General features: G+C 73.0%; 18 protein-coding genes. 10 read left to right on the forward strand and 8 right to left on the reverse strand.

Annotation, left to right across the window (positions count from 1 at the left end; genetic code table 11):
* From QJS33_RS21750 to QJS33_RS21770, 5 genes are all read left to right on the forward strand, one after another.
* Positions 1–557: DUF4115 domain-containing protein (locus tag QJS33_RS21750; RefSeq protein ID WP_306369890.1), on the forward strand; the 557-nt coding region annotated here is incomplete at its 5' end.
* A gap of 184 nt (positions 558–741) precedes the next feature.
* A complete protein-coding gene (gene rimO, locus QJS33_RS21755; RefSeq protein WP_306369891.1) occupies positions 742–2184 on the forward strand; it encodes a 30S ribosomal protein S12 methylthiotransferase RimO in 1443 nt (480 codons plus the stop codon).
* Positions 2181–2786 (forward strand): CDP-diacylglycerol--glycerol-3-phosphate 3-phosphatidyltransferase, encoded by a 606-nt coding sequence (gene pgsA, locus QJS33_RS21760; protein WP_306369892.1) that lies wholly within the window; start codon positions 2181–2183, stop codon positions 2784–2786. The genes rimO and pgsA overlap by 4 nt, the downstream gene beginning before the upstream one ends.
* Complete coding sequence (locus QJS33_RS21765; RefSeq protein ID WP_306369893.1) at positions 2783–3295, forward strand: CinA family protein; 513 nt, start codon at positions 2783–2785, stop codon at positions 3293–3295. The genes pgsA and QJS33_RS21765 overlap by 4 nt, the downstream gene beginning before the upstream one ends.
* A 156-nt stretch (positions 3296–3451) precedes the next feature.
* The gene (locus QJS33_RS21770; RefSeq protein ID WP_073375890.1) at positions 3452–3808 is read left to right on the forward strand and encodes a helix-turn-helix domain-containing protein; all 357 of its coding nucleotides are present in this window, start codon (positions 3452–3454) and stop codon (positions 3806–3808) included.
* A gap of 136 nt (positions 3809–3944) precedes the next feature.
* On the opposite strand, the gene QJS33_RS21775 is transcribed toward QJS33_RS21770, so the two are convergent.
* The 5 genes from QJS33_RS21775 to QJS33_RS21795 all read right to left on the reverse strand — a co-directional run bounded on the left by QJS33_RS21775 (position 3945) and on the right by QJS33_RS21795 (position 9599).
* A complete protein-coding gene (locus QJS33_RS21775; protein WP_220562685.1) occupies positions 3945–4409 on the reverse strand; it encodes an Rrf2 family transcriptional regulator in 465 nt (154 codons plus the stop codon).
* A 300-nt stretch (positions 4410–4709) separates the two neighbouring features.
* A complete protein-coding gene (locus QJS33_RS21780) occupies positions 4710–6176 on the reverse strand; it encodes a glycoside hydrolase family 3 protein (RefSeq protein WP_306369894.1) in 1467 nt (488 codons plus the stop codon).
* A 143-nt stretch (positions 6177–6319) separates the two neighbouring features.
* Positions 6320–7234: a carbohydrate ABC transporter permease gene (locus QJS33_RS21785; RefSeq protein ID WP_306369895.1), complete on the reverse strand. Its 915-nt coding sequence runs from the start codon at positions 7232–7234 to the stop codon at positions 6320–6322.
* The gene (locus tag QJS33_RS21790; protein WP_306369896.1) at positions 7231–8223 is read right to left on the reverse strand and encodes a carbohydrate ABC transporter permease; all 993 of its coding nucleotides are present in this window, start codon (positions 8221–8223) and stop codon (positions 7231–7233) included. Before QJS33_RS21790 ends, QJS33_RS21785 begins: the two co-directional genes overlap by 4 nt.
* Before the next feature lie 92 nt (positions 8224–8315).
* On the reverse strand, positions 8316–9599 hold the full coding sequence (locus tag QJS33_RS21795) for an extracellular solute-binding protein (protein WP_306369897.1): 1284 nt from the start codon (positions 9597–9599) through the stop codon (positions 8316–8318).
* A 256-nt stretch (positions 9600–9855) separates the two neighbouring features.
* Between QJS33_RS21795 and QJS33_RS21800 the strand changes: the two genes are divergently transcribed.
* Positions 9856–11070 (forward strand): ROK family transcriptional regulator, encoded by a 1215-nt coding sequence (locus tag QJS33_RS21800; RefSeq protein WP_306369898.1) that lies wholly within the window; start codon positions 9856–9858, stop codon positions 11068–11070.
* Positions 11071–11132: 62 nt separating this feature from the next.
* Here the strand turns inward: QJS33_RS21800 and QJS33_RS21805 are convergent, their stop codons facing one another.
* The 3 genes from QJS33_RS21805 to QJS33_RS21815 all read right to left on the reverse strand — a co-directional run bounded on the left by QJS33_RS21805 (position 11133) and on the right by QJS33_RS21815 (position 17857).
* Complete coding sequence (locus QJS33_RS21805) at positions 11133–12536, reverse strand: serine/threonine-protein kinase (RefSeq protein ID WP_306369899.1); 1404 nt, start codon at positions 12534–12536, stop codon at positions 11133–11135.
* 95 nt (positions 12537–12631) lie between these two features.
* Positions 12632–13099 (reverse strand): GNAT family N-acetyltransferase, encoded by a 468-nt coding sequence (locus QJS33_RS21810; protein ID WP_306369919.1) that lies wholly within the window; start codon positions 13097–13099, stop codon positions 12632–12634.
* Between the two features lie 78 nt (positions 13100–13177).
* A complete protein-coding gene (locus QJS33_RS21815; protein WP_306369900.1) occupies positions 13178–17857 on the reverse strand; it encodes a DEAD/DEAH box helicase in 4680 nt (1559 codons plus the stop codon).
* Positions 17858–17953: 96 nt separating this feature from the next.
* On the opposite strand from QJS33_RS21815, the gene QJS33_RS21820 reads away from it, so the two are divergent.
* The 4 genes from QJS33_RS21820 to QJS33_RS21835 all read left to right on the forward strand — a co-directional run bounded on the left by QJS33_RS21820 (position 17954) and on the right by QJS33_RS21835 (position 21690).
* Positions 17954–18148: a DUF3046 domain-containing protein gene (locus QJS33_RS21820; protein WP_306369901.1), complete on the forward strand. Its 195-nt coding sequence runs from the start codon at positions 17954–17956 to the stop codon at positions 18146–18148.
* Between the two features lie 193 nt (positions 18149–18341).
* A complete protein-coding gene (gene recA, locus QJS33_RS21825) occupies positions 18342–20579 on the forward strand; it encodes an intein-containing recombinase RecA (RefSeq protein ID WP_372339694.1) in 2238 nt (745 codons plus the stop codon).
* The gene (locus QJS33_RS21830; protein ID WP_306369903.1) at positions 20572–21135 is read left to right on the forward strand and encodes a regulatory protein RecX; all 564 of its coding nucleotides are present in this window, start codon (positions 20572–20574) and stop codon (positions 21133–21135) included. Before recA ends, QJS33_RS21830 begins: the two co-directional genes overlap by 8 nt.
* Positions 21136–21357: 222 nt before the next feature.
* Positions 21358–21690, forward strand: a complete 333-nt coding sequence (locus QJS33_RS21835; RefSeq protein WP_306369904.1) for a glyoxalase superfamily protein — start codon at positions 21358–21360, stop codon at positions 21688–21690.
* Positions 21691–21958 lie beyond the last annotated feature (268 nt).

A 21958-nucleotide genomic window follows, 5' to 3' on the forward strand; every position in this document is an offset into this window, starting at 1 on the left:
ACCGTCCCGCACCCCGTCCGCCGGTCACCCGCGCCGGTGGTCGCCGGGCCGAGGCCGTCCGCAGGCACTGGCCCTGGGCGCTGGTCGCCCTCCTGGTCGTCCTGAGCATCGTCATCGGTGTGCGGACCTGGCAGGACTGGGACGGCGAGTCGTTGCGCACCGCCTTCGAGGGGGCCGGGACCGGCACCGTCGACTCCGCCGTCCTGCCCGAGGCCCCGGGCGCGGCGGAGGAGGACGGCGGGCAGCAGGGCGGGGACGACCCCGCCCGGGCCGAGAAGGCCGGGAAGACCGAGAGGAAGGCCGACGGGACGACCGTCGAACTCACCGCGTCCGCGCGCACCTGGGTCGAGGTCACCGACGCCGGGGGCGAGAACCTGTTCACCGGGTTCCTCACCTCCGGGGAGACCCGGGACTACGTGACGGACGACACCCTGACCCTCTGGCTGGGCAACGCGGGGGGTGTCGAGGTCGCCGTCGACGGCGAGGACCTCGGGTCCGCCGGACGCAGCGGAGAGGTCAAGGAGGTGGTCGTCGGGGCCGACGGCTTCGACGGCTGATCCGTACCCGCTCCCGCACCCGCCCCGGCCAGGGATGATCCCGGCCGGGGTTCGGGCGGGTGGACCGGAACGGGTAATGTGGAGGGTCGCGGGCGATGTCCGTCGCACCGTGCCGCGGGGCGCCGGGAACACCCGGCACGGCCTCCGCGATCACCCGAAATGCTCTCCCACACGCTTGGAAGCCATGTCACCGCGCCGTACTGTCTCGCTGGTCACCCTGGGGTGTGCGCGTAACGAGGTCGACTCCGAAGAGCTGGCCGGACGCCTGTCCGCGGGCGGCTGGGAGCTGGTCGACGGCGGCACCGAGGCCGACGTCACCCTCGTCAACACCTGCGGATTCATCGACGCCGCCAAACAGGACTCCATCGAGACCCTGCTGGAGGCCGCCGAGAACGGCGGCCGGGTCGTCGCCGCCGGTTGCATGGCCGAGCGCTACGGCTCCGAGCTCGCCGAAGCGCTCCCCGAGGCGCAGGTCATCGGGTTCGACGACTACGCGGCCATCACCGACCGCCTCGACGACGTGCTCGAAGGCCGCGCCCTGGTCCCGCACAGCCCGCGCGACCGGCGCACCCTGCTGCCGATCAGCCCGGCCGAGCGCGGCTCCTCCGACGTCCACATCCCCGGCCACGGCGGGTTCGCCGACGCCGCCGGTGCCGACGGGACCGAGCTGCCCTACCGCTCCGCGATCCCCCGCCGCCGCCTGACCGGCGGCCCGGTGGCCAACCTCAAGATCGCCTCCGGCTGCGACCGCCGCTGCACCTTCTGCGCCATCCCGACCTTCCGCGGCGCCTACATCTCCCGACACCCGGACGAGATCGTGCGCGAGGCCGAGTGGCTGGCCTCCGAGGGCGTGCGCGAGGTGTTCCTGGTCAGCGAGAACTCCACCTCCTACGGCAAGGACCTGGGCGACGTCCGCGCGCTGGAGAAGCTGCTGCCGCGCCTGGCCGGGGTCGAGGGCCTGGACCGGGTCCGGGTCAGCTACCTCCAGCCCGCCGAGGTCCGCCCCGGGCTGGTGGACGTGCTCACCGGCACCCCCGGCGTGGTGCCCTACTTCGACCTGTCGTTCCAGCACGCCAGCGGCACCCTGCTGCGCCGCATGCGCCGCTTCGGCGACCGCGAGCGCTTCCTGGAGCTGCTGGACACCGTGCGCTCCCGGGTGCCCGAGGCGGGCGCCCGCTCCAACTTCATCGTCGGGTTCCCCGGGGAGACCGAGGACGAGTTCGAGGACCTGGTCGCCTTCCTGGAGTCGGCCCGCCTGGACGCCATCGGCGTCTTCGGCTACTCCGACGAGGACGGCACCGAGGCCAAGGACCACCGGGACAAGGTGCCCGAGGAGGTCGTCGCCGAGCGCGTGGACCGCCTCAACCGCCTCTCCGAGGAGCTGATGGCCCAGCGCGCCGAGGAGCGCCTGGGCGAAGAGGTCACCGTCCTGGTCGAGACCGTCCTGGAGGACGGGGTCTACGAGGGCCGCTCCGAACACCAGGCCCCCGAAGTGGACGGAAGCACCATCCTCTACGGTGAGGGACCGGCCGTGGGCGATCTGGTCCGGGCCACCGTTGTCCAGGCCGTCGGCGCGGACCTGGTCGCCGAGCAGGACGAGGAAGCCGGGGAAGCCGGAGACAGATGAGCACCCACGACGCGGCGACGCCCGCCCCCCACGTTCCGCTGTGGAACATCGCGAACATCCTCACCATGAGCCGACTGGTCATGGTCCCGGTCTTCGTGTGGCTCATGTTCCTGGACGGCACCTGGTGGCGTCTGGCCGCCTTCGCCGTCTTCGTGCTCGCGGCCGTCACCGACCGCATCGACGGTGAACTGGCCCGCCGCCGCGGACTGGTCACCGACTTCGGCAAGATCGTCGACCCCATCGCGGACAAGGCCCTCACCGGGGCCGCCCTGGTGGTGCTGTCGATCCAGGGCGACCTGTGGTGGTGGGTGACCATCGCGATCCTGGTCCGCGAGTGGGGCATCACCCTGCTGCGCTTCGCCGTGCTGCGCTACGTCGTCATGCCGGCGAGCAAGGGCGGCAAGCTCAAGACGGTCCTACAGATCGTCGCCATCAGCATCTACCTGTTCCCGCTGTCGATCCTGCCCTTCAGCGACGTGTTCACCTGGGTCGCCCACACGGTCATGGCCGCCGCCCTGGCGATCACCCTGTGGACCGGCGGCACCTATGTCCTGGACGCCGTCCGGGCGGTCCGCGCCGGAAAGAGCGAGAGCACGGGGTGACCGCGCCCGCCGCCGGGGCACCGGCCGCCCGGGTCCACCGCGCCCTGCTGGAGCGCGGGCTGACCTGTGCCACGGCCGAGTCGCTCACCGGCGGGCTGATCGGCGCCCACCTGACCGCCGTCCCCGGGGCCTCGGCCACCTACCGGGGCGGGGTGGTCACCTACGCCACCGACACCAAGGCGTCCCTGCTGGGCGTCCCCGAGGACCTGCTGGCCGCCGAGGGCGCCGTCCACCCCGGTGTCGCCGAGGCCATGGCCCTGGGGGTCCGGCGCCTGCTGGGCGCCGACTTCGGGCTGGCGGTGACCGGTGTGGCCGGACCCGAGCCCCAGGACGGCAGTCCCGTCGGGACCGTGTACGCGGGCCTGGCCGGACCGGGTGGGAATGCACGGACCCGGCTTTTTCGTTTCACCGGTGATCGTTCGGGTATCCGATACCGAACGGTCGAAGGTGCACTGGAGCTCCTGGACTCCGCCGTCCGCGGCTACGTGGCGGGGAACACCCGGCCCTGACCCTCCGGTCCGGTTCCTTCGCCTCCTGCGGGGAACAAAACCCTGTCAAGAGGCGGTTCCCCCTCCAGCGAACAGGCCGACAAGAGGTGCCCGAATCGGGCGTGGGGCAGGTACGGTGTTGTATATGAAGGTCGCTACCGGTGGGAGGGAGCGCGAATGATGGTCCTGCTTCGTCACCTACTTGGTGACGTGCTCAGGCGGCTGCGGCAGCGCCAGGGCCGCACCCTCCGTGAGGTGTCGGCCGATGCACGCGTTTCCCTCGGCTACCTGTCGGAGGTCGAGCGCGGGCAGAAGGAAGCATCTTCCGAACTGCTCTCGTCGATCTGCGGGGCCCTGGGGGTCCCGCTCTCGCAGGTGCTGAGAGAGGTGTCCGACCAGCTCGCGCTGGTCGAGCTGCAGGAGGCGGCACTGCTGGAGGACGCGGTCACGACCGACCCCGTCCCCGCGCAGGACCTCGGCATCGGACCGGTTCCGGATCGCGTTCCCCAGGTTCCCGACATGGTGGGGGTCTGACGACCCCGCCCCGACGTCCGGTCCACGGACAACACATCGTCCTCCTGTAGGGGGACACCGGATTCACGAGAGGAGCCGACCAACGGTCGGCTCCTCTCGTACATGCATGGATTCACTATAAGTGATCGCCCGGTGGCTACCGGTGGGTATGGTTGACCCAGGCCTCCGGATCCTCCGCGAGGGTGCGGACCTGCTCCGGCAGTTCGTTGGTGGCCAGGTGCTGGAGGTTGACCCCCTCCAGGATGGCGCGCTCGCTGGCGCGCAGGGCGATCCACACCTGCTGGAGGCTGCGGGCCGCACCGTCGTAGTCGACGTGCTCGGGGCGCTCCCCGCGCACGTTGGCCAGGGGACCGTCGACCGCGCGGATGATGTCGGCGAGCGAGATCTCGGCCGCCGGACGGGCCAGCCAGTAGCCGCCCACCGGGCCGCGCTGGCTGCGCACCAGTCCGGCCCGGCGTAGCTGGGTGAGGATGTTCTCAAGGAATTTTCCGGGGATGGCCTGCGCTCGCGCGAGCTGCTCGGCCGTCACCGGTCCTTCGCTGGCGACGGCGAGTTCCGCTGCGGCGCGCAGCGCGTAATCGACCCGGGCTGAAAGGCGCATGCTGTGATTATGCCGTGGTTAGAAGGGCGAATGGGGCACCGGGCGTCCGCGAGTGTGCCGACGGGCCGGGATGCTGCGTGATCAAGGGTACTTCTCCTACCGGCTTGCGGGGACATCGGTGACGATCCGCTCGGAAGGTGTGCCCCGGGGTGCCCGAGCGGGCACGTACGGCAACGAAGCGACCCGGGCCGGTCATGGTCCCGGCCCGGGCCGCAGTGCCCGCTTCGGCCCTGTGCCGCGGCCGCCCGCCACCCTCGACGGACGGCCGGCGGCCGGCGGGCCCGCCCGCCGCGCCCCTCGTCAGGCGTGGTGGACGGCCGGGGAGACGCCGCCGAGCAGCTCGGCGGCGCTGCGGCCGTTGACGTGGGCGGCGCCGTAGGTGCTCACGTGGGCGCCGCGGGACGGCCGCCAGACGGGCAGGCCCATCTCGACCACCACGGCGTTCGGGAAGGCTCCCAAGAGGCGTTCGACGAGCTCCCGGGCCTCGGGGTAGCGGTGCGCGTCGCGGACCACCACGACCAGGTCGCGGCCCTGCGCGGCGGCGATGAGCCGATCGGCGTGGGCGGCGTCGGGGGAGACCCGCTCGGTGTCCGGGAACCACGAGGACAGGCCCCAGTGCACGTCGCCCACGGCCATGCCGGCGGGCGCGTCGACCTCGACCACGTACGGGGACTCCAGCGCGGGCAGCTCGCCCGCCACCCGGAGCGCCCGGCGGGCACCGGACAGGCCCACCTCCGCCGACTCGGCGGCCGCGGTGCGGCGCGCGGCGGCGTCGCGGATCCACGAGCGCAGGCGCAGGTTGCGGTCGGCGGCCTCCTCCAGGCGCTCGCCCGGCAGCCGCCCGTCGCGCACCGCCGCCACGAGCGCGGCGCGGATCGCCGTCACCTGGTCGGCGTAGACGAACCGGCCCAGGCACAGCAGGTCGCAGCCGGCGGCCACGGCCAGCACACTCGCCTCGGGGATGCCGATCTCCCCGCTGACGCCGTGCATGTCCATGGCGTCGCTGACGATGACGCCGTCGAAGCCCAGCTCGCCGCGGAGCAGGTCGTTGAGCACCTTGGGGGCCAGCGTGGCCGGACCCGTCACACCCAGCCCGGACATCTCGATGTGCGCGGTCAGGACGGCCCGCACCCCGGCGTCGACCGCGGCCCGGAACGGCACCAGCTCGCGCCGGTACAGCACCTCCGGACCCGCCTCCACCTGCGGCAGCGTGTGATGGGAGTCCTGGGAGGTGGCGCCGTGCCCGGGGAAGTGCTTGGCGCAGGCGGCGACCCCGGCCTCCTGGAGCCCCCGCACGGCCGCGGCCCCGTGCCGGGCCACCAGTGCGGCGTCGGAGCCGAAGGAGCGTGTGCCGATGACCGGGTTGTCGTCGGCGACGTTCACGTCCACCGACGGCGCCAGGTCCATGTTGAAGCCCAGCTGGGCGAGCCGGCCGCCCAGCGACCGCAGGGTGGCCCGGGTCAGCTCCGGGTCGTCCACGGCGCCCAGGGCGGCGTTGCCCGGGTAGTCGCTGCCGTGCTCCTGTCCGATGCGGGTGACGTCGCCGCCCTCCTCGTCCAGGGTGAGCAGCGGGGTGTCCGCGGCCTGCGCCAGCTCCGCGTTCAGTGCCGTGATCTGCTCGGGGGTGTCGAGGTTGTTGTGGAAGAGGCAGACGCCGGAGATACCGTCCGCCAGGCCCTCCAGGACCCAGCGCGGGGCGTGGTGGGACTCGAAGGGCACCAGCAGGGTGGCGTTGGCCAAGCGCGCCAGGGTCGGATCGAGCGACATGACGGACTCCGTTCGGTGAGCACGGGTGCCCAGGGATGAGGGCAGACGAAGGACATGAAGGGGGGTGTGGTGGTGTGGCGCGGGCGCGCCCGAGGCGGGTCCACGGCGCCCTCGTGGACCCGCCTCGTGGGAGGTGCGGGCGGTCAGCCCTTGACCGCGCCCATGGTGAGGCCGGAGACCATCCGCCGCTGGACGAACAGGAAGAAGATCATCACCGGGATGGTCAGCAGGGTGGAGGCCGCCATGATGGGGCCCCACTCGGTGCCGAAGCGGCCGAAGTAGTAGGACAGGGTGAGCGGCAGCGTGTAGCCGTCCGTGCTGCGGCCCAGGAACGTGAGCGCGACGATGAACTCGTTCCACGCGGTGATGAACGCGAAGATGCTCGCCGCGACCAGGCCGGGCGCCACCAGCGGCATGAGGATGCGCCAGAAGATCGTCCACCCGCTCGCGCCGTCGATCGCCGCGGCCTCCTCCAGTTCCTTGGGCACCGCGACGACGAAGCCGCGCAGCATCAGGATCGTGATCGGCAGCGACACCGCCGTGTACACGATGAGCAGGCCGGACAGGTTGCCGAGCAGCTGGGCGCCGGTGGCGTCCGACAGCTGGCGGAAGTTGATGAAGATCGAGATGATCATCGCTTCCATCGGCACCATCTGGATGACGAGCAGCAGGATGATGAACGCGGTCCGCAGCTTGAAGCGGAACCGGGCCACCGCCATCGCGGCCAGCAGCGACAGGAACGCGCCCATCCCGACGGCCCCGAGGGTGACGACGAGGCTGTTGCCCAGGAACTGCCAGAAGTTGACGCCCGGGATGAGCTGCCCGTTGAGGACCCGGTCGAAGTGCTCCAGGGTCGGGGCCTGCGGGAAGAACGTCTGGTCCCGGGTGAAGATCTCCCCGACCGGCTTGAAGGCCGTGGCGACCATCCAGTAGACGGGGAAGACGGAGAACAGCAGGACGGCGATGCCGGCCAGGTACAGCGGGAGGGAGCGCAGCCGGCGCAGCGGGCTGCGGCGGTAGCCCCCGCGGGTCGGGGCGGTGGTGCTGGTCGCGCTCATCGGGTCTCCCCCTGGCGGATCATGATGCGCAGGTAGTACGCGGTGACGGCGAGGATCATGACGGTCATCACGACCGCGATCGCCGAGCCCATGCCGTAGTTGGCCGGGCTCGCGCTGAAGCCCTGCTGGTAGATGTAGTACGAGAGCAGGTAGACGTCCTTGTTCTGGAAGCTGTTCGCCAGGATGTACAGCTGGGTGAACACCCGCAGGTCCCAGATGATCTGTAGAACCAGGAGCAGGGCGAACAGCGGGCGCAGCATCGGGAACGTGACGTTCCAGAAGGACTTCCACGCGGAGGCGCCGTCCATCTTCGCGGCCTCGTAGAGCTCGCCCGGGATGCTCTTGAGCCCGGCGAGGACGGAGACGGCCACGAACGGGAACGACTGCCAGACGATGACGGTGATGAGGATCGTGAACAGCGACCCCGGCTGGAGGAACCAGTTGTACTCCAGCCACCCGCCGCCGACCAGCCAGTCGGGGAGCCGGTCCAGCATCACGTTGACCAGGCCCCGCTCGGGCAGGAACAGCCAGCGGAAGACCAGGGAGGCGCTCAGCGCCGGGGTCGCCCAGGCGAGCATCATGCCGATGGACACGATGGTGGAGAACCACTTGGGCAGCTTGTGCAGCAGGATGCCGATCAGGGTCCCCAGCACCATCGTGATGCCGACCATCAGCACGCAGACGACCACGGTGTTGCGCAGGATCGTCCAGAACTCGGGGTCGGTCAGCAGCCGCTGGTAGTGCGCGAAGCCGTTCCACTCCGGCCCGGGCTGGTTGGGCAGGAGGTTGCGCGTGGTGAAGCTGGTGAGCGAGTACCACACCATCTGCACGATCGGCCAGAGCAGCACGACCGCGAGCAGGATCAGTGCCGGGGCGATGAGCAGGTACGGGGTGGGAAGCTTGCGGCGGCGCTTGGGCGCGGAATCGGCGGTCACCCGGACGGTGCCCTCTTTCCCTCGGTCGGCCGCTCGTTCGACGGTGTGTGCCATGGTCTTCTCAATCGAGGCGTGGTTGCGCCGGGTGGCGGGCGGGACCCAGGGGTCCCGCCCGCGTGCGGCTCTGCGCTGTGAGGAGGAGCTGGCTACTCGACCGGCTCGTTGAGGATGGTGGTCAGCTGCTCGTTCGCGGCTGCCAGGACCTCTTCGGGGTCACCGCCGTTGACGATCTCCAGGACGGCGCCCGGCAGGATCTTGCTGTCCTGGTCGGCCGCGGTCCAGCGCGGGGTGCTCGGGAAGAACTGCGTGTGCTGCATCTGGGTGGCGGCGGCGACGCGTGCCGGGTCCTTCTGGTACTCGTCGTCGGCCAGCATGTCCGGGTACGCCGGGAAGAAGCCGGCGGCGTCGGCGTAGCCCTTGCCCCCCTCCTGGTCGCCCAGGACGGTCAGCAGCTCGAAGGCGAGCTCCGGGGACTGGGTGGTGGAGAAGACGGAGAGCGCGGAACCGCCGGCGAAGGCCGGGGCGATGCCGTCGGCGCCCGGGATCGGGGCGGCGACGATGTTCTCCAGGACGGCCGGGTCCTCGGCCTGCTCCTCCATGGCGGTCAGCGCCCAGCCGCCGTCGATGTACATGCCGACCTGGCTGTTGGCCATGTCGGCGAGGGGCACGAGCTCGTTCTCGCCCACGTAGCCCTGCGGGGAGACGCCGTCGTTGGTCAGGTCGGCGTAGAACTCGATGGCCTCGACGGTGGCGGGGTCGGTCAGCCGGCCCTCCCACTCGCCGTCGGCGTTCTGGGTGGCGATCTCGCCGCCGTTGCTCCAGATGAAGGAGGCGATGCCGTTGGTGAAGTCGGTCGGCGCGGCGAAGCCGGGGACCTCGTACTCCGCCTCGATGTCCTCGGCGACGGTCAGCAGCTCGTCCCAGGTGGTGGGGGGCTCGTGGCCGAGCTCCTGGAGCCAGTCGGCGCGGTAGTACAGGGTGCGGACGCCGGAGAACCACGGAACGCCGTACTGGACACCGTCGTAGGTGCCGTACTCCAGGGCGTTCTGGTCGATCTCCGCGGCGGCGTCCCAGCCGCCGACCTGTTCGGTGATGTCGAGCAGGGCGCCCTGGGAGGCCCAGCCGGCCACCTGGTCGTTGCCGATCTCGATGACGTCGGGGGCGTCGCCGCCCGCGAGGGCGTTGGTGATCGACTCCTGGGCGTCCGGCCAGGGGATGAACTCGACGTTGACGTCGACGTCCGGGTTGCTCTCCTGGAACCGGGCCTCGGCGCCCTCGAAGTATTCGACGAGGGGCGGCTGCGAGGTGCCCATGACCCACACGGTCAGGCTGTCGGCGTCACCGCCGCCATCGGAGTCGGAAGCGCCACCGCCGCAAGCGGCGGCGAGGAGGACCACGGACGTAGCCGCGGCGATCTTGGGGAACCTCATGTTGAACCTATCTCCCTTCGCACGACGCGCCGGGGTTCGACGCCTGTGCTCGAACCGGCCTGGGATGATGGAACGTCATCCCCCGGTTCGACGTCTCTGTGGGGGTGTGCTGGGATAGCACGTTGCCGCCCCGCCGGCGCGGGTACCGGAGGGTCCGGGAATGAACTCGGACCTGCCAGGACGTGACCTCCTGTGAGGTTGTGAGCTAAATTAACAGGAAACTTTCCTAATAAAAACAGGGTGAGGTGTCACGGTTATGTCTCAACGTCCGGGGACTCCCCGGCTGCTACGCCAGCTCAACGACCGTGCGGCGCTGGAACTGCTGCTGTCCGCCGGTCCGTTGACGCGCACGCAGCTGGGCACGAGGACCGGCCTTTCCAAGGTAACCGCGTCCCAACTCCTCGCCCGGCTGGAGGAGCGCGACCTGGTACGCGTCGTGGGAAGCCAGGCCGGCGGGCGGGGTCCCAACGCCGCCCTCTACGCGGTCGTCCCCGAGAGCGCCTACGTCGCGGCCCTGGACGTCAGCGCCCGCCGGGTGACCGCCACGATCGCCGACATCACCGGCCGGATCGTCGGCGACGTCACCGTCGACCCCAGCACCTCCGACGACCCCGTCGCACTGGTCCACACGGCCGTGATGCGCCTGGTCGAAACGGCGGAGGTGCCGCTGGACAGGCTCCGCGCCTGCGTCATCGGCACCCCCGGCGTGGTCGACCCGCGGACCGGCGACATCCGCTTCTCCTTCGACCTCATCTCCTGGCACGAGGGCATCCTGGAGGCGCTGCGCACCGACCTGAAGCGGTCGGTGATGATCGAGAACGACGTGAACCTGGCGGCCCTGGCCGAGCACGCCGAGGGCGCCGCCGCCGGGGTCCCGGAGTTCGTGCTCATCTGGCTCAGCGCCGCGGGCGGCGTCGGCATGTCCACCATGATCGACGGCCGCATCCACCGGGGTCGCTCCGGCGGCGCGGGCGAGATCGGCTACCTGCCCGTGCCCGGCGCCCCCATGCCCGGCGACCTGGGTCTGTCCGGCGACTACGAGTCCCTGCGCCACGGTGCGGACCGGGAGCTGCCGCACGGCTTCCAGGCCCTGGTCCGGGCCCGCCAGGTCGTCGAACTGGCCGCCGAGCACGGTGTCGAGGGCGGCGACGTCGTCGAGGTGGTGCGCAGCGCCGCCGCCTCGGGCACCCCCGAGGGCGACGCGTTCCTGGACGCCTTCGCCGAGCGCCTCGCCCGCGGTGTGGCCGCCGTCAGCGTCGTCATCGACCCCGGCCTGGTCGTGCTGGGCGGCGACGTCGCCCAGGCCGGCGGGGCCAAGCTCGCCGAGCGGGTCCAGGAGGCGACCGCCCGCATCGCCCCCAACGCCACCGAGATCGCCCTGGGCGCCGTCGAGGGCGGCCCCGTCGTCCGCGGCGCCCTGCTGCACGCCCTGGAGCACGCCCGCGACGAGGTGTTCTCCTCCACGGTCTGAGCGGCCCGGCCGGTCGGCCCGGTCCCTCCCCCACGGCGCGGGGAAGGGGCCGGGCCGACCGGTCAGGTACCGGTGACGGCGAAGGAGGCGAACACCTCGTCGACCACCGGCCGGTACTCCTCCCGGTCACCGGCCCGCCCGTTGAACTGGAGGTAGTAGCCCGTGGCGTCGTCCACCACGACATACCGCCACACCATCCAGCGGTGGGGCTCGTCCCAGCCCGAGCCCTCCGTGACGAAGGTCGCCTCCAGGTCACTGCCCCGCTGCCCGGTCGGCAGCCCGGTGAGCTCCTCCAGACCCAGCCGCTCCCAGTCCCGCAGCGAGTCGCTGCTCCGGAGCGCCTCTTCCCAGCCGAGCTGCGCCTCCGAAGTGGCCTGGGCCCCGGACTCCTCGTCCAGGGAGAAGACCGTGACGATGATATGGCGGGCCGCGTCGGGCGAGTCGAACCGGTGATGGGCGAGGACGTCGAGGACGCCGCCCTGTCCGGCGGTGGCGGGGTCCAGCGGTTCCCAGTCGGCGGGACGGTACAGGGATACGTACTCGTTCTCGAAGAGCGTGTAGTCGGGGCCCGGCCCCCGCGACGGTTCGGCCGTGGGCCCGACGGTGGGGAGCGGTCCGGGCCCCTCTCCGCCCGCGGCCCGCATCGCCCCGGGCACGATCACGAACACGGTCACCAGGCCGATCACCAGCAGCAGGCAGCCGCCGCCCATCCCCCACCACAGGCCGGCACGGGAGGAGCGGGCGGCCGGGCGCGGGACGGAGCGGACCGGCACCGCGTGCATCGGGGCGCTCGGGGCGTACCCGGCCGCGCGTGGGGCGGCGGGGTACGGGCCCGGGTGAGCGGCCCCCGGGTGCGCGGACGGCACGGGGCCGACCGCCGCACGGTGCGGCCGGGGCGTTCCCGGCTGCGGCGCGCGGGGCCCGGGGGGGCTGTGTCGGCTGCCGCACCGCGGGGTTCCGGGGCATCGGGCTCTGCGCCGTCGGATTCCGGGCCGCCTGGTCCGGGCCGCCGGGTCCGGGGCGACCGGGGGCGGTGGGACCGGTGCGGTCGGCACCGGGTCCCCGGGCGCTGACGGGCGCGGCGCGGGGGCCTCCAGCACGGCCCGCGCGATCCGGGCCACCCGCGCCGGGGGCAGCGGTCCCGCCTCCTCCAGCACCTCCTCCAGCGACGACCCGTCCAGCAGGGCCATCACGATGTAGGGCGTGCCGTCCTCCTCCAACACGTCGTGCACGGTCACCACCGACGGATGGCCGATCCGGGCCGCCGTGCGGGCCTCACGCATCATCCGCGCCTTGGCGGTGCGCTGCTCCTCGTCCGACAGACCGGTGGGCAGGTGCACCTCCTTGATCGCCACCTCGCGCTCCAGACGGGGGTCGAACGCCTGCCAGACCGTGCCCATGCCGCCGCTGCCCAGCTTCCCGGTCAGCCGGTAGCGGGAGGCGACGATCCGTTCGGTAGGGGGCATGGAGTGCTTTTCACGAGAGGGCGCGGGGAATCGGTCTCCTGCTGTGATCGCACGAACGCCGTTCCGGTTCTCCCCCTCGTCCGCCCCGGACGGGGTCACCCCACCGGGCGGACCATGGCCACCCGCGGCCGCACCCGGATCGGCTCCTCCTGCTCCCACAGCGCCCGCAGGCCCGCGCCCCACTCGTCCGGCGGCAGCACCGCGAACCCGCGGGCCGTGTACCAGGGGCCGTTCCACGGCAGGTCGCGGAAGGTCGTCAGGGTCACCCGGGGCGATCCGGCGGCGGCCGCCCCGGCGCACACCGCCTCCAGCAGAGCCGACCCGACCCCGCGCCGACCGTGGTCGGGGTGCACGGCGAGCTGCTCCAGGTGCACGCCCCCGTCCAGCGCCAGCGTGGCGGCCAGCCCCAGCACCGCGCCGTCCGCCACCGCGACCAGGACCCGCTCGGCGTGGTCGAACACCTCGCGCGGATCATCCGGCGGCAACACCACCCCGGCCTGCGCGAACAGTGTGTCGGCGGCCAGCGACGCCGCCACCGCGCCCGCCTCGTCCGCGGGCCCCATCGGCCTGATCTCCACCACACGTCCCCTCTCCGAACGCCCGCCATCATGCCCGGACCCGACCCCCGCCACCAGGGATTTTCACGGACGCAGCCGCAGCCCCCTGGGGGTGGGGTGGAACCCGGCGGACACCAGTGCGGCGTCCAACGGAGTCCCGAAGACCTCCACCCCGTCCACCCGCTCCACCGTCACCGTGCCCAGCGCCCCGGTGCGCACCACCTCGGCCAGGGCCGCCGCGGCCCTGGCCAGATCGTGCGGGGCGGCGCCCAGGGTGAGCGCGGAGCGCCCGCCCCGGCCCGTGTACAGGGTGGGCCGCCCGTCGTCGATCACCACCACCGCGCCCGCCGTCCGGGCCGGACGGCCGCCCTCGCCCGCCTCCGGCCAGGGCAGGTCGCGGCCGAACGGGTTGGCCGGATCGTCGGCGGCCAGCACCACCGGCGCCACCGCACCGCCCCGGTTCGCCCCGGCCAGCGCCCGCAACCGGTCCACCGCGCCCGGCAGCGCGAACTGCGCCCCGCCCAGCCCCGCCACGAAGTAACCGCGGCGCACCCGCCCGGCCTCCTCCATCGACCTCAGCACCCGGTACTCCTCCGGGGAGATGCCACCGCCCTGCCGGCCCTTGACCAACAGCCCCTGCCGCTCCAGCCGGGCCTGCACCGACGCCAGGACCCGCCGGGTGGGATCGGCCTCCCGTCCGGGCAGCACCGCCCGCCGGGCCCGGCCCGCCCGCGGCGGCCGCGGCGCCCGCACCGGGCCGCCGGTGCCCAACAGGGCGCGCACCGGGGCCAGGGTGTCGTTGGCGACCACGCCGTCCCAGACCAGGTTCCACAGCGCCGCCACCAGGTCGGCGTCCGCGGGCGCCCCGATCCCGCCTGCACGCGTCACCCGGTCGGCGAGGTCGCGGAAGAACAGCGCCCCGCCCTCGCGCAGCGCCGACAGCACCGCGTGCTCCACCGAACCCTCGGAGGGGAGCACCGGATCAGGGGCCAGCGCCGCCACCTCGTCCGCGGGGAGCAGCACGATCCGCCCGTCCCCGCCGGGCAGCGGACCGGCGCCCGCCCACACCACCTCCCCGGCCTGGGTGAGCTCGTCCAGCATCCGCGGCTCGTAACCCGCCACCCGGGCGGGCAGCACCAACGACTCCAGCGCCGAGGCCGGGACGGGTGCGCCGCGCAGCGACTCCACCGCCTCGAACACCGCGTCCGGCCCGCTCCACCGCTCACCGGGCACCGCCCGCTGCCAGGCAGGGGAGAACCGGGCCAGCGCCGCCGGGTCCACCGGCTCCACCTCCGCCCGCAACCGGGCGATCGACCCCCGCCGCAGACGGCGCAGCACGTCGGCGTCGCACCACTCCGTCCCCGAACCCCCGGGGCGGAACCCGCCCCGCGAGACCCGCCCCTCCCGGGCCAGCGCCCGCAGCACCCCGGTGACGGTGTCCTCCCCCAGACCCAGCCGGGCCGCCGCCCCGGCCGCGGTGAACGGCCCGTGCGTGCGCGCGTACCTGGAGACCAGGTCGCGCACCGGGTCGACCGCGGGTTCCAGCAGCGCCTGCGGGACACCCGGGGGAACCGGCGCCCCCAGCGCGTCCCGCAGCCGCGCGACGTCCTCCACCGCACACCACCGCTCCACCGGACCGCCCCCGCCGGACGGGGACCGTCCCGCCGCACCGGAACCGGCGGCCGTGTCGTCGGCGGCGACGCCTCCGGCGGGCGCGGGCGACTGCGCCGACCCGGCACCGGAAAGGGCGTCCGCAACGGCCGTCGAGGGTTCCACGGCGCCGGGCAGAGGCATCCGCACCGCACGGCCCGCCTCCTCCAGGGCGACCAGCCACTCCGGGCGGACACCCCGCACCGCGGCCTCCTCCATGGTCAGCGGACCCAGTTCCCGCAGCAGGTCGGCCGCGGCCTCCGCGTCGCGCACCGGGGCGGAGATCCGCTGGAGCAGGCCGTCCACCTCCGCCACCACCCCCGGATCCAGCAGATCCCGCAGGTCGGTACGGCCCAGCAGGTCCGACAGCAGCGACGGGTCCAGCGCCAGCGCCCCGGCACGCGCCTCGGCGGCCGGAACGTCCCCCTCGTACAGGAACGCCGCCGTGTACTCCATCAGCAGCGACCGGGCGAACGGCGAGGCCCGGTCCGTCTCCACCTCCACCACCCGCACATCGCGCGAGCGCACCCCGCGCAGCACCTCCACCAGCGCGGGCACGTCGAACAGGTCCTGCAAGCACTCGCGCGCCGTCTCCAGCACGATCGGGAACGACCCGTAACGGCCCGCCACCGACAACAGGTGCGAGGCGCGCAACCGCTGCTGCCACAACGGCATCCGCCGGTCCGGCCGCTGCCGCGGCAGCAGCAGCGCCCGGGCCGCGCACTCACGGAACCGGGACGCGAACAGCGCCGACCCGGTCAGCTCGTCGGTGACCACCGCCTCCACCGTCTCGGGGTCCACCGCCACCAGCTCGGCCAGCACCCCGGGCCCGTCCAGGCCGCCCACGGTGTCGGGCAGGTTCAGCACGATCCCGTCGTCCCCGTGCAGCACCCGGCTCTCCACCCCGTACCGCTCCCGGATCCGCGCCGCGACCGCCAGCGCCCACGGCGCGTGCACCCGGTCGCCCAACGGCGAGTGCACCACCACCCGCCGGTCGCCCACCTGGTCGCGGAACCGCTCGATCACGACCGTGCGGTCGTCGGGCACATGCCCGGTCGCGTCCCGCTGGTCGGCGACGTAGGCCGCCAGGTTGCGGGCCGCCCACGGGTCCAGCCCCGCGAACCCCGCCGCCGCCTCCCGCGGGGCCTCGCCCAACCGGCGCACCGCCGCGCCGATGGCCCGGCCCAGCTCCACCGGACGGCCCTGGGCGTCGGCCTTCCAGAACGGCATCCGGCCCGGCCGCCCCGGGGCGGGGGACACCAGCACCCGGTCCGCGGTGATCCCCTCGATCCGCCACGAACTGGAGCCCAGGACGAACACGTCGCCCACCCGCGACTCGTACACCATCTCCTCGTCCAGCTCCCCGACCCGCGTGGGGGCCCGACCGCCCTCCTCCTGCGCCCCGGCCAGGTGAACGGTGTACATGCCCCGGTCGGGGATGGTGCCCCCGGCGACCACCGCCAGCCGCTGGGCGTCCGGCCGGGCCCGCAGGACGCCGTCCCGGCGGTCCCACACCAGCCGGGGCCGCAGTTCGGCGAACTCGTCGGAGGGGTAGCGGCCCGACAGCATGTCCAGGACCGACTCCAGCACGCCGTCGGCCAGGTCGGCGAACGGGGCGGCCCGCCGCACCACCGCGGCCAGCTCCGCCACCGGCCACTCGTCCATCGCGACCATCGCGACGATCTGCTGGGCCAGCACGTCCAGCGGCGACCGGGGCATGCGCAGCGGCTCGATGTCGCCCGCGCGCATCCGCTCCACCGCCACCGCCGTCGTGAGCAGGTCGCCCCGGAACGCCGGGAGGAACACCCCGCGCGAGGTGTCGCCCACCCGGTGCCCGGCCCGGCCCACCCGCTGGAGCCCCGACGCCACCGACGGCGGCGCGGCCACCTGCACCACCAGGTCCACCGCACCCATGTCCACGCCCAGCTCCAGGCTGGAGGTGGCCACCACGCAGCGCAGCCGCCCCGCCTTGAGGTCGTCCTCCACCACCGCCCGCTCGGACTTGGACATCGACCCGTGGTGGGTGCGGGCGATCACCGGCGCGGCGCCCCGGCTGCTCCCGGACTGTGCGATGACGAGCGCCGGCACCTCCTCGGGCGGCAGGTCCGGGCCGTGGCGCTCGGCGTACAGGTCGTTGAGGCGGGCGCACAGCCGCTCGGCGGTGCGCCGGCCGTTGGTGAACACGATGGTGGACCGGTGCCCCTCCACCAGGTCCAGCACCCGCCGCTCCAGGTGCGGCCACAGCGAACCGCCCCCGGCCGGGGGACCCGCGGCCGGGGAGGTGTTCGAGGGGGCCGGGGGCGCCGGGGCCTCGAACGGCGCCACCTCCGCACCGGTCTCCTCCGGGTCGCCGGGCCCCAGGGCCCGGGGCGGCGCGGGCAGGTCGGGCTCGTCCATGTCGAACACCGGCACCGCCACGCTCAGGTCCAGGTGGGGGGCGTCCGGCGGGGCCACGATCTCGGCGCCGCCCAGGAACTCCGCGACCGTCTCCGCCGGCCGCACCGTCGCCGACAGCCCGATCCGCAGGGTGCGCCGGTCCACCAGCTCCTCCAGCCGCTCCAGGCTCAGGGCCAGGTGCGCGCCGCGCTTGGTGCCCGCCAGGGCGTGCACCTCGTCCACGATCACCGTCTCCACCCCGGTCAACCCCTCGCGGGCTTTGGAGGTGAGCACCAGGAACAGCGACTCGGGGGTGGTGATGAGGATGTCCGGCGGCCGGGTCGCCATCCGCCGCCGCTCGTCCGCCGGCGTGTCGCCGGTGCGCACACCCACCGACACCGGGGACACCGGGGCGCCCAACTCCGCGGCGGCCGCCGAGATGCCCGCCAGCGGGGCGCGCAGGTTGCGCTCCACGTCCACGGCCAGCGCCTTGAGCGGTGAGACGTACAGCACCCGGCAGCGCCGCACCGGGTCCTCGGGGACCGGTGCGGCGAGCAGCCGGTCCAGCGACCACAGGAACGCCGCCAGGGTCTTGCCCGACCCGGTCGGGGCCACGACCAGGGTGTCGCGCCCGCCCGCGACCGACGCCCAGGCGCCCTCCTGAGCCGGGGTCGGTCCGCCGGGGAAGGCGTGTTCGAACCAGGCCCGGGTGGCGGGCCCGAAGAAGGAGGGTGTCATCGGTCCAGTCTGCCCGGCGGGGGCGACGATTCCGGGGAGGCCGCGGCTGTGGACAACGCCCGGCACCGGAACGGAGGATCGACGATACTGGGGCCGATGAGACTGACTGTTTTCTGGCGCAACATGTACGAGCAGTTCGGCGAGGCGTACGCACAGAGCCTGGCCAAGGACTACGTGATCGAGGGGCTGGGCTCGCGCACCGTCGAGGGGGCGCTCGCCGACGGGGTCGCGGCCAAGGAGGTCTGGCGGGCCGTCTGCGACGCCTTCGACCTCCCGGCGACGGCGCGCTGACCAGGCGGGGCGCGCTGACCGGACACAGAGGAAAAGGGGGGCGGCGCTTTCCGCGTTCGCACGAGAATCGAACATGGGTTCGGGTAGGCTGGGGTTGTCCACAGGCCGACGCCGGACACCGCGATTGTCGGACCGACCGCGTAGCGTCGTGCACATCATGAAGAAGAAGGCATCGACCCAACAGGGGTATCCCGTGGCATCTGGAGACCGAGAGAAGGCTCTCGAAACCGCCCTCGCGCAGATCGAGCGGCAGTTCGGCAAGGGCTCCGTCATGCGCCTGGGCGACGACGACCGTCCGCCCATCGAGGCCATCCCCACCGGGGCGATCGCCCTCGACGTGGCACTGGGCATCGGCGGCATCCCGCGCGGCCGGATCGTGGAGGTGTACGGACCGGAGTCGTCCGGAAAGACGACCGTCGCGCTGCACGCGGTGGCCAACGCGCAGAAACTGGGCGGTATCGCCGCGTTCGTCGACGCCGAGCACGCGCTGGACCCCGAGTACGCCAAGAAGATCGGCGTCGACACCGACAACCTGCTGCTGTCCCAGCCGGACACCGGTGAGCAGGCGCTGGAGATCGTCGACATGCTGATCCGCTCCGGCGCGGTCTCCATCATCGTCATCGACTCCGTGGCGGCCCTGGTGCCCCGCGCCGAGATCGAGGGCGAGATGGGCGACAGCCACGTCGGCCTCCAGGCCCGGCTCATGTCGCAGGCACTGCGCAAGATCGCCGGCGCGCTCAACCAGACCGGCACCACCGCGATCTTCATCAACCAGCTTCGCGAGAAGGTCGGTGTGATGTTCGGGTGCATGCACTACAACACCCGGGTGACGCTCGCCGACGGCACGCAGGAGAAGATCGGCAAGATCGTCAACCAGAAGATGGACGTCGAGGTCCTCTCCTACGACCCCGAGCGGGACGAGATCGTCCCCCGGCGGATCGTCAACTGGTTCGACAACGGTGTCTCGGACCACTTCCTCCAGTTCACGGTGGAGCGCTCCGGGGGCAACGGCCGTTCCCAGTTCGCGGCGACGACCAACCACCTGATCCGGACGCCGGGAGGCTGGCGCGAGGCCGGAGATCTCATGCCCGGCGACCGGGTGCTCACCGCGCAGAAGCACCACCTCAACGAGCAGCAGCGCCAGGTCGTCCTGGGCTCCCTCATGGGCGACGGGAGCCTCTCGCCCAACCGGCGGGATCGCGACGGTACCCGTTTCCGGATGGGGCACGGTGCCGACCAGGCCGCCTACCTGGACTGGAAGGTCTCGCTGCTCGGCAACGTCGGCCACAGCCGGACGACCAACGACAAGGGCGCGGTGTTCGCCGACTTCACCCCCCTGCCCGAGCTGGCCGAACTGCGCGAGGCGGTCTACTTCGGCGACGGCAAGAAGCACCTGAGCTGGGAGTACCTCAAGGCCCTCACACCGTTGGCCCTGGCGGTCTGGTACATGGACGACGGCTGCTTCACCGTGCGCTCCAAGGGTGTGCAGGCCCGTACCGAGGGTGGTAGCGGGCGCATCGAGATCTGCGTGGAGGCGATGAGCCCCGGCTCCCGGCAGCGGCTGGTCGCCTATCTGCGCGACACCCACGGCCTGGACGTCTCCCTGGCCGTCAAGGGAGCCGCGGCCAAACAGCACATCCGGTTCACCACGGCTGCCAGCGCCCGCTTCCAGGAGATCGTGGCGCCCTACGTCCACGAGTCCATGGCATACAAGCTGCTCCCGCGCTACCAGGAGCGCTGTGAGGTCGCGCCGGAGTTCTCGGAGCCGGTGGACCGTCTGGTCGCCTCCCGCGTGCTCGACATCCAGGTCAAGCCGGAGACCCGGGGCATGCACAAGTTCGACATCGAGGTCGAGGGCAACCACAACTACTTCGTCGACGGCGTCATGGTGCACAACAGCCCGGAGACCACCAGTGGTGGGCGGGCGCTGAAGTTCTACTCGTCGGTGCGCCTGGACGTGCGCCGCATCGAGACGCTCAAGGACGGCACCGACGCGGTCGGCAACCGCACCCGCGTCAAGGTCGTCAAGAACAAGGTCGCGCCGCCCTTCAAGCAGGCCGAGTTCGACATCCTCTACGGGGTGGGCGTCTCCCGTGAGGGCAGCCTGATCGACCTGGGCGTGGAGCACGGCATCGTGCGCAAGTCGGGCGCCTGGTACACCTACGACGGCACCCAGCTCGGCCAGGGCAAGGAGAACGCGCGCAACTTCCTGCGCGAGAACTCCGACATCGCCAACGAGGTCGAGAAGAAGATCAAGGAGAAGCTGGGCGTCTCCACCGGCGACGACAGCGCCTCGGGTCCGGAGGCCCCGAAGGCGGCGGCCGCCGACAAGGCTCCTGCCGCCGCCCCGGCCGCCGAGGCCAAGGCCGCCCCGGCGAAGAAGGCCCCGGCCAAGACCACCACCGTCAAGGCGCCCGCGACGGATGCGTGAGCCGGACACCCCGCCGGACGGCGACGGCACCGATGGCGCCGCGCCGTCGTCCGGCGGGGAGAAGGCACTGAACCGGGCCCGCACCCTGGCCCTGCGGATGCTCGCGCACAAGCCGCGCACCGCCGCCCAACTGGAGGCGGGGCTGCTGCGCCGCGGCCACGAGGAGGAGATCGTGGCCACGGTCATGGACGAGTGCACGCGGGCGGGGCTGGTGGACGACGCCGTCTTCTCCCGCGCCTGGGTGAGCTCGCGCCACCACGGCCGGGGACTGTCCCGCGCCGCGCTCACCCGCGAGCTGCGCACCCGCGGGGTGGCCGAGGAGACCGTCCGGGACGCGGTCGCCGAACTCGGCGACGAGGAGGAGGCGGCCGCCGCCAGGGCACTGGCCCGGCGCAGCCTCTCCGGCAGTCGCGGCCGCGAGCGCGAGACCCGCGTCCGCCGGGCCCTGGGCGTGCTGGCCCGCAAGGGCTACGGCGGCGGGCTGTCCTACCGGATCGTCCGCGAGGAACTGGAGTCCGAGGGCGTCGACGCCGACCTGGGGGAGCCCCCGGAGTGAGCCCGACCCTGGTGCAGGAGAGGCACTCGGCCACGACCGGCAACAAGGCGGGTGTCGCCACGGGGTGGGGACACGGACGGCTCTCCCCACCGACCTGCTCGCCGCCCGGGACGGGGGCCGGGCCCTGGACCCGCTGCTCCGCGGGGAGCCGCTGGGGTGGCCGGTGGACGCCCCCCGGTGGTGGCGTCCGGGATGGGGGTGCACCGTGACGGAGGGGGTGACATGGCCGAGGAGGTCATTCCGATTCTGCGGGTGGCCGACGCCGCCGCAGCGGTTCGATGGTACGCGCGGCTCGGATTCGAGTTCGGCTGGGAGCACCGGTTCGAGCCGGGGCTGCCGGCCTTCGTCGAGGTGCACCGCGGAGGGGTCCGGCTGTTCCTGTCCGAGCACACCGGCGACGCGCGCCCGGACACCCTGGTCTACCTGCGGCTGAACGATGTCGACGCGGTCGCCGCCGCGTTCGGCGTCTCCGTCGAGGAGGCGCCGTGGGGCCGTGAGCTGGCGTTGCTCGACCCCGACGGCAACCGGCTGCGGATCGGCGAGCCGACCGACTGATCAGACCCCGCAGACCCGAGCGGTGCGCTCAGCGACCGGCGGCTGTGCGAGTGCGACCACGGCCGACCGGTCGCCGACCCGCCCGGCCCTCGGCTGCGTCTGCTGTGCCGGGGTGTGGCCGTCTCCGGCTCCCGGCGGGGGTTCGTCGCCTTCCGGGACCGCGGCGGCGGGCACGCCGTCCGGCGGGGTCTGGAATGGCTCGTTTATGGCCGACCGGCCGTCGGCCCACCCGGACCTCGGCTGCGGTTCAGTGCCCGGAAGCGGGCTG

The organism is Nocardiopsis sp. CC223A (assembly GCF_030766825.1).
Classification (GTDB): domain Bacteria; phylum Actinomycetota; class Actinomycetes; order Streptosporangiales; family Streptosporangiaceae; genus Nocardiopsis.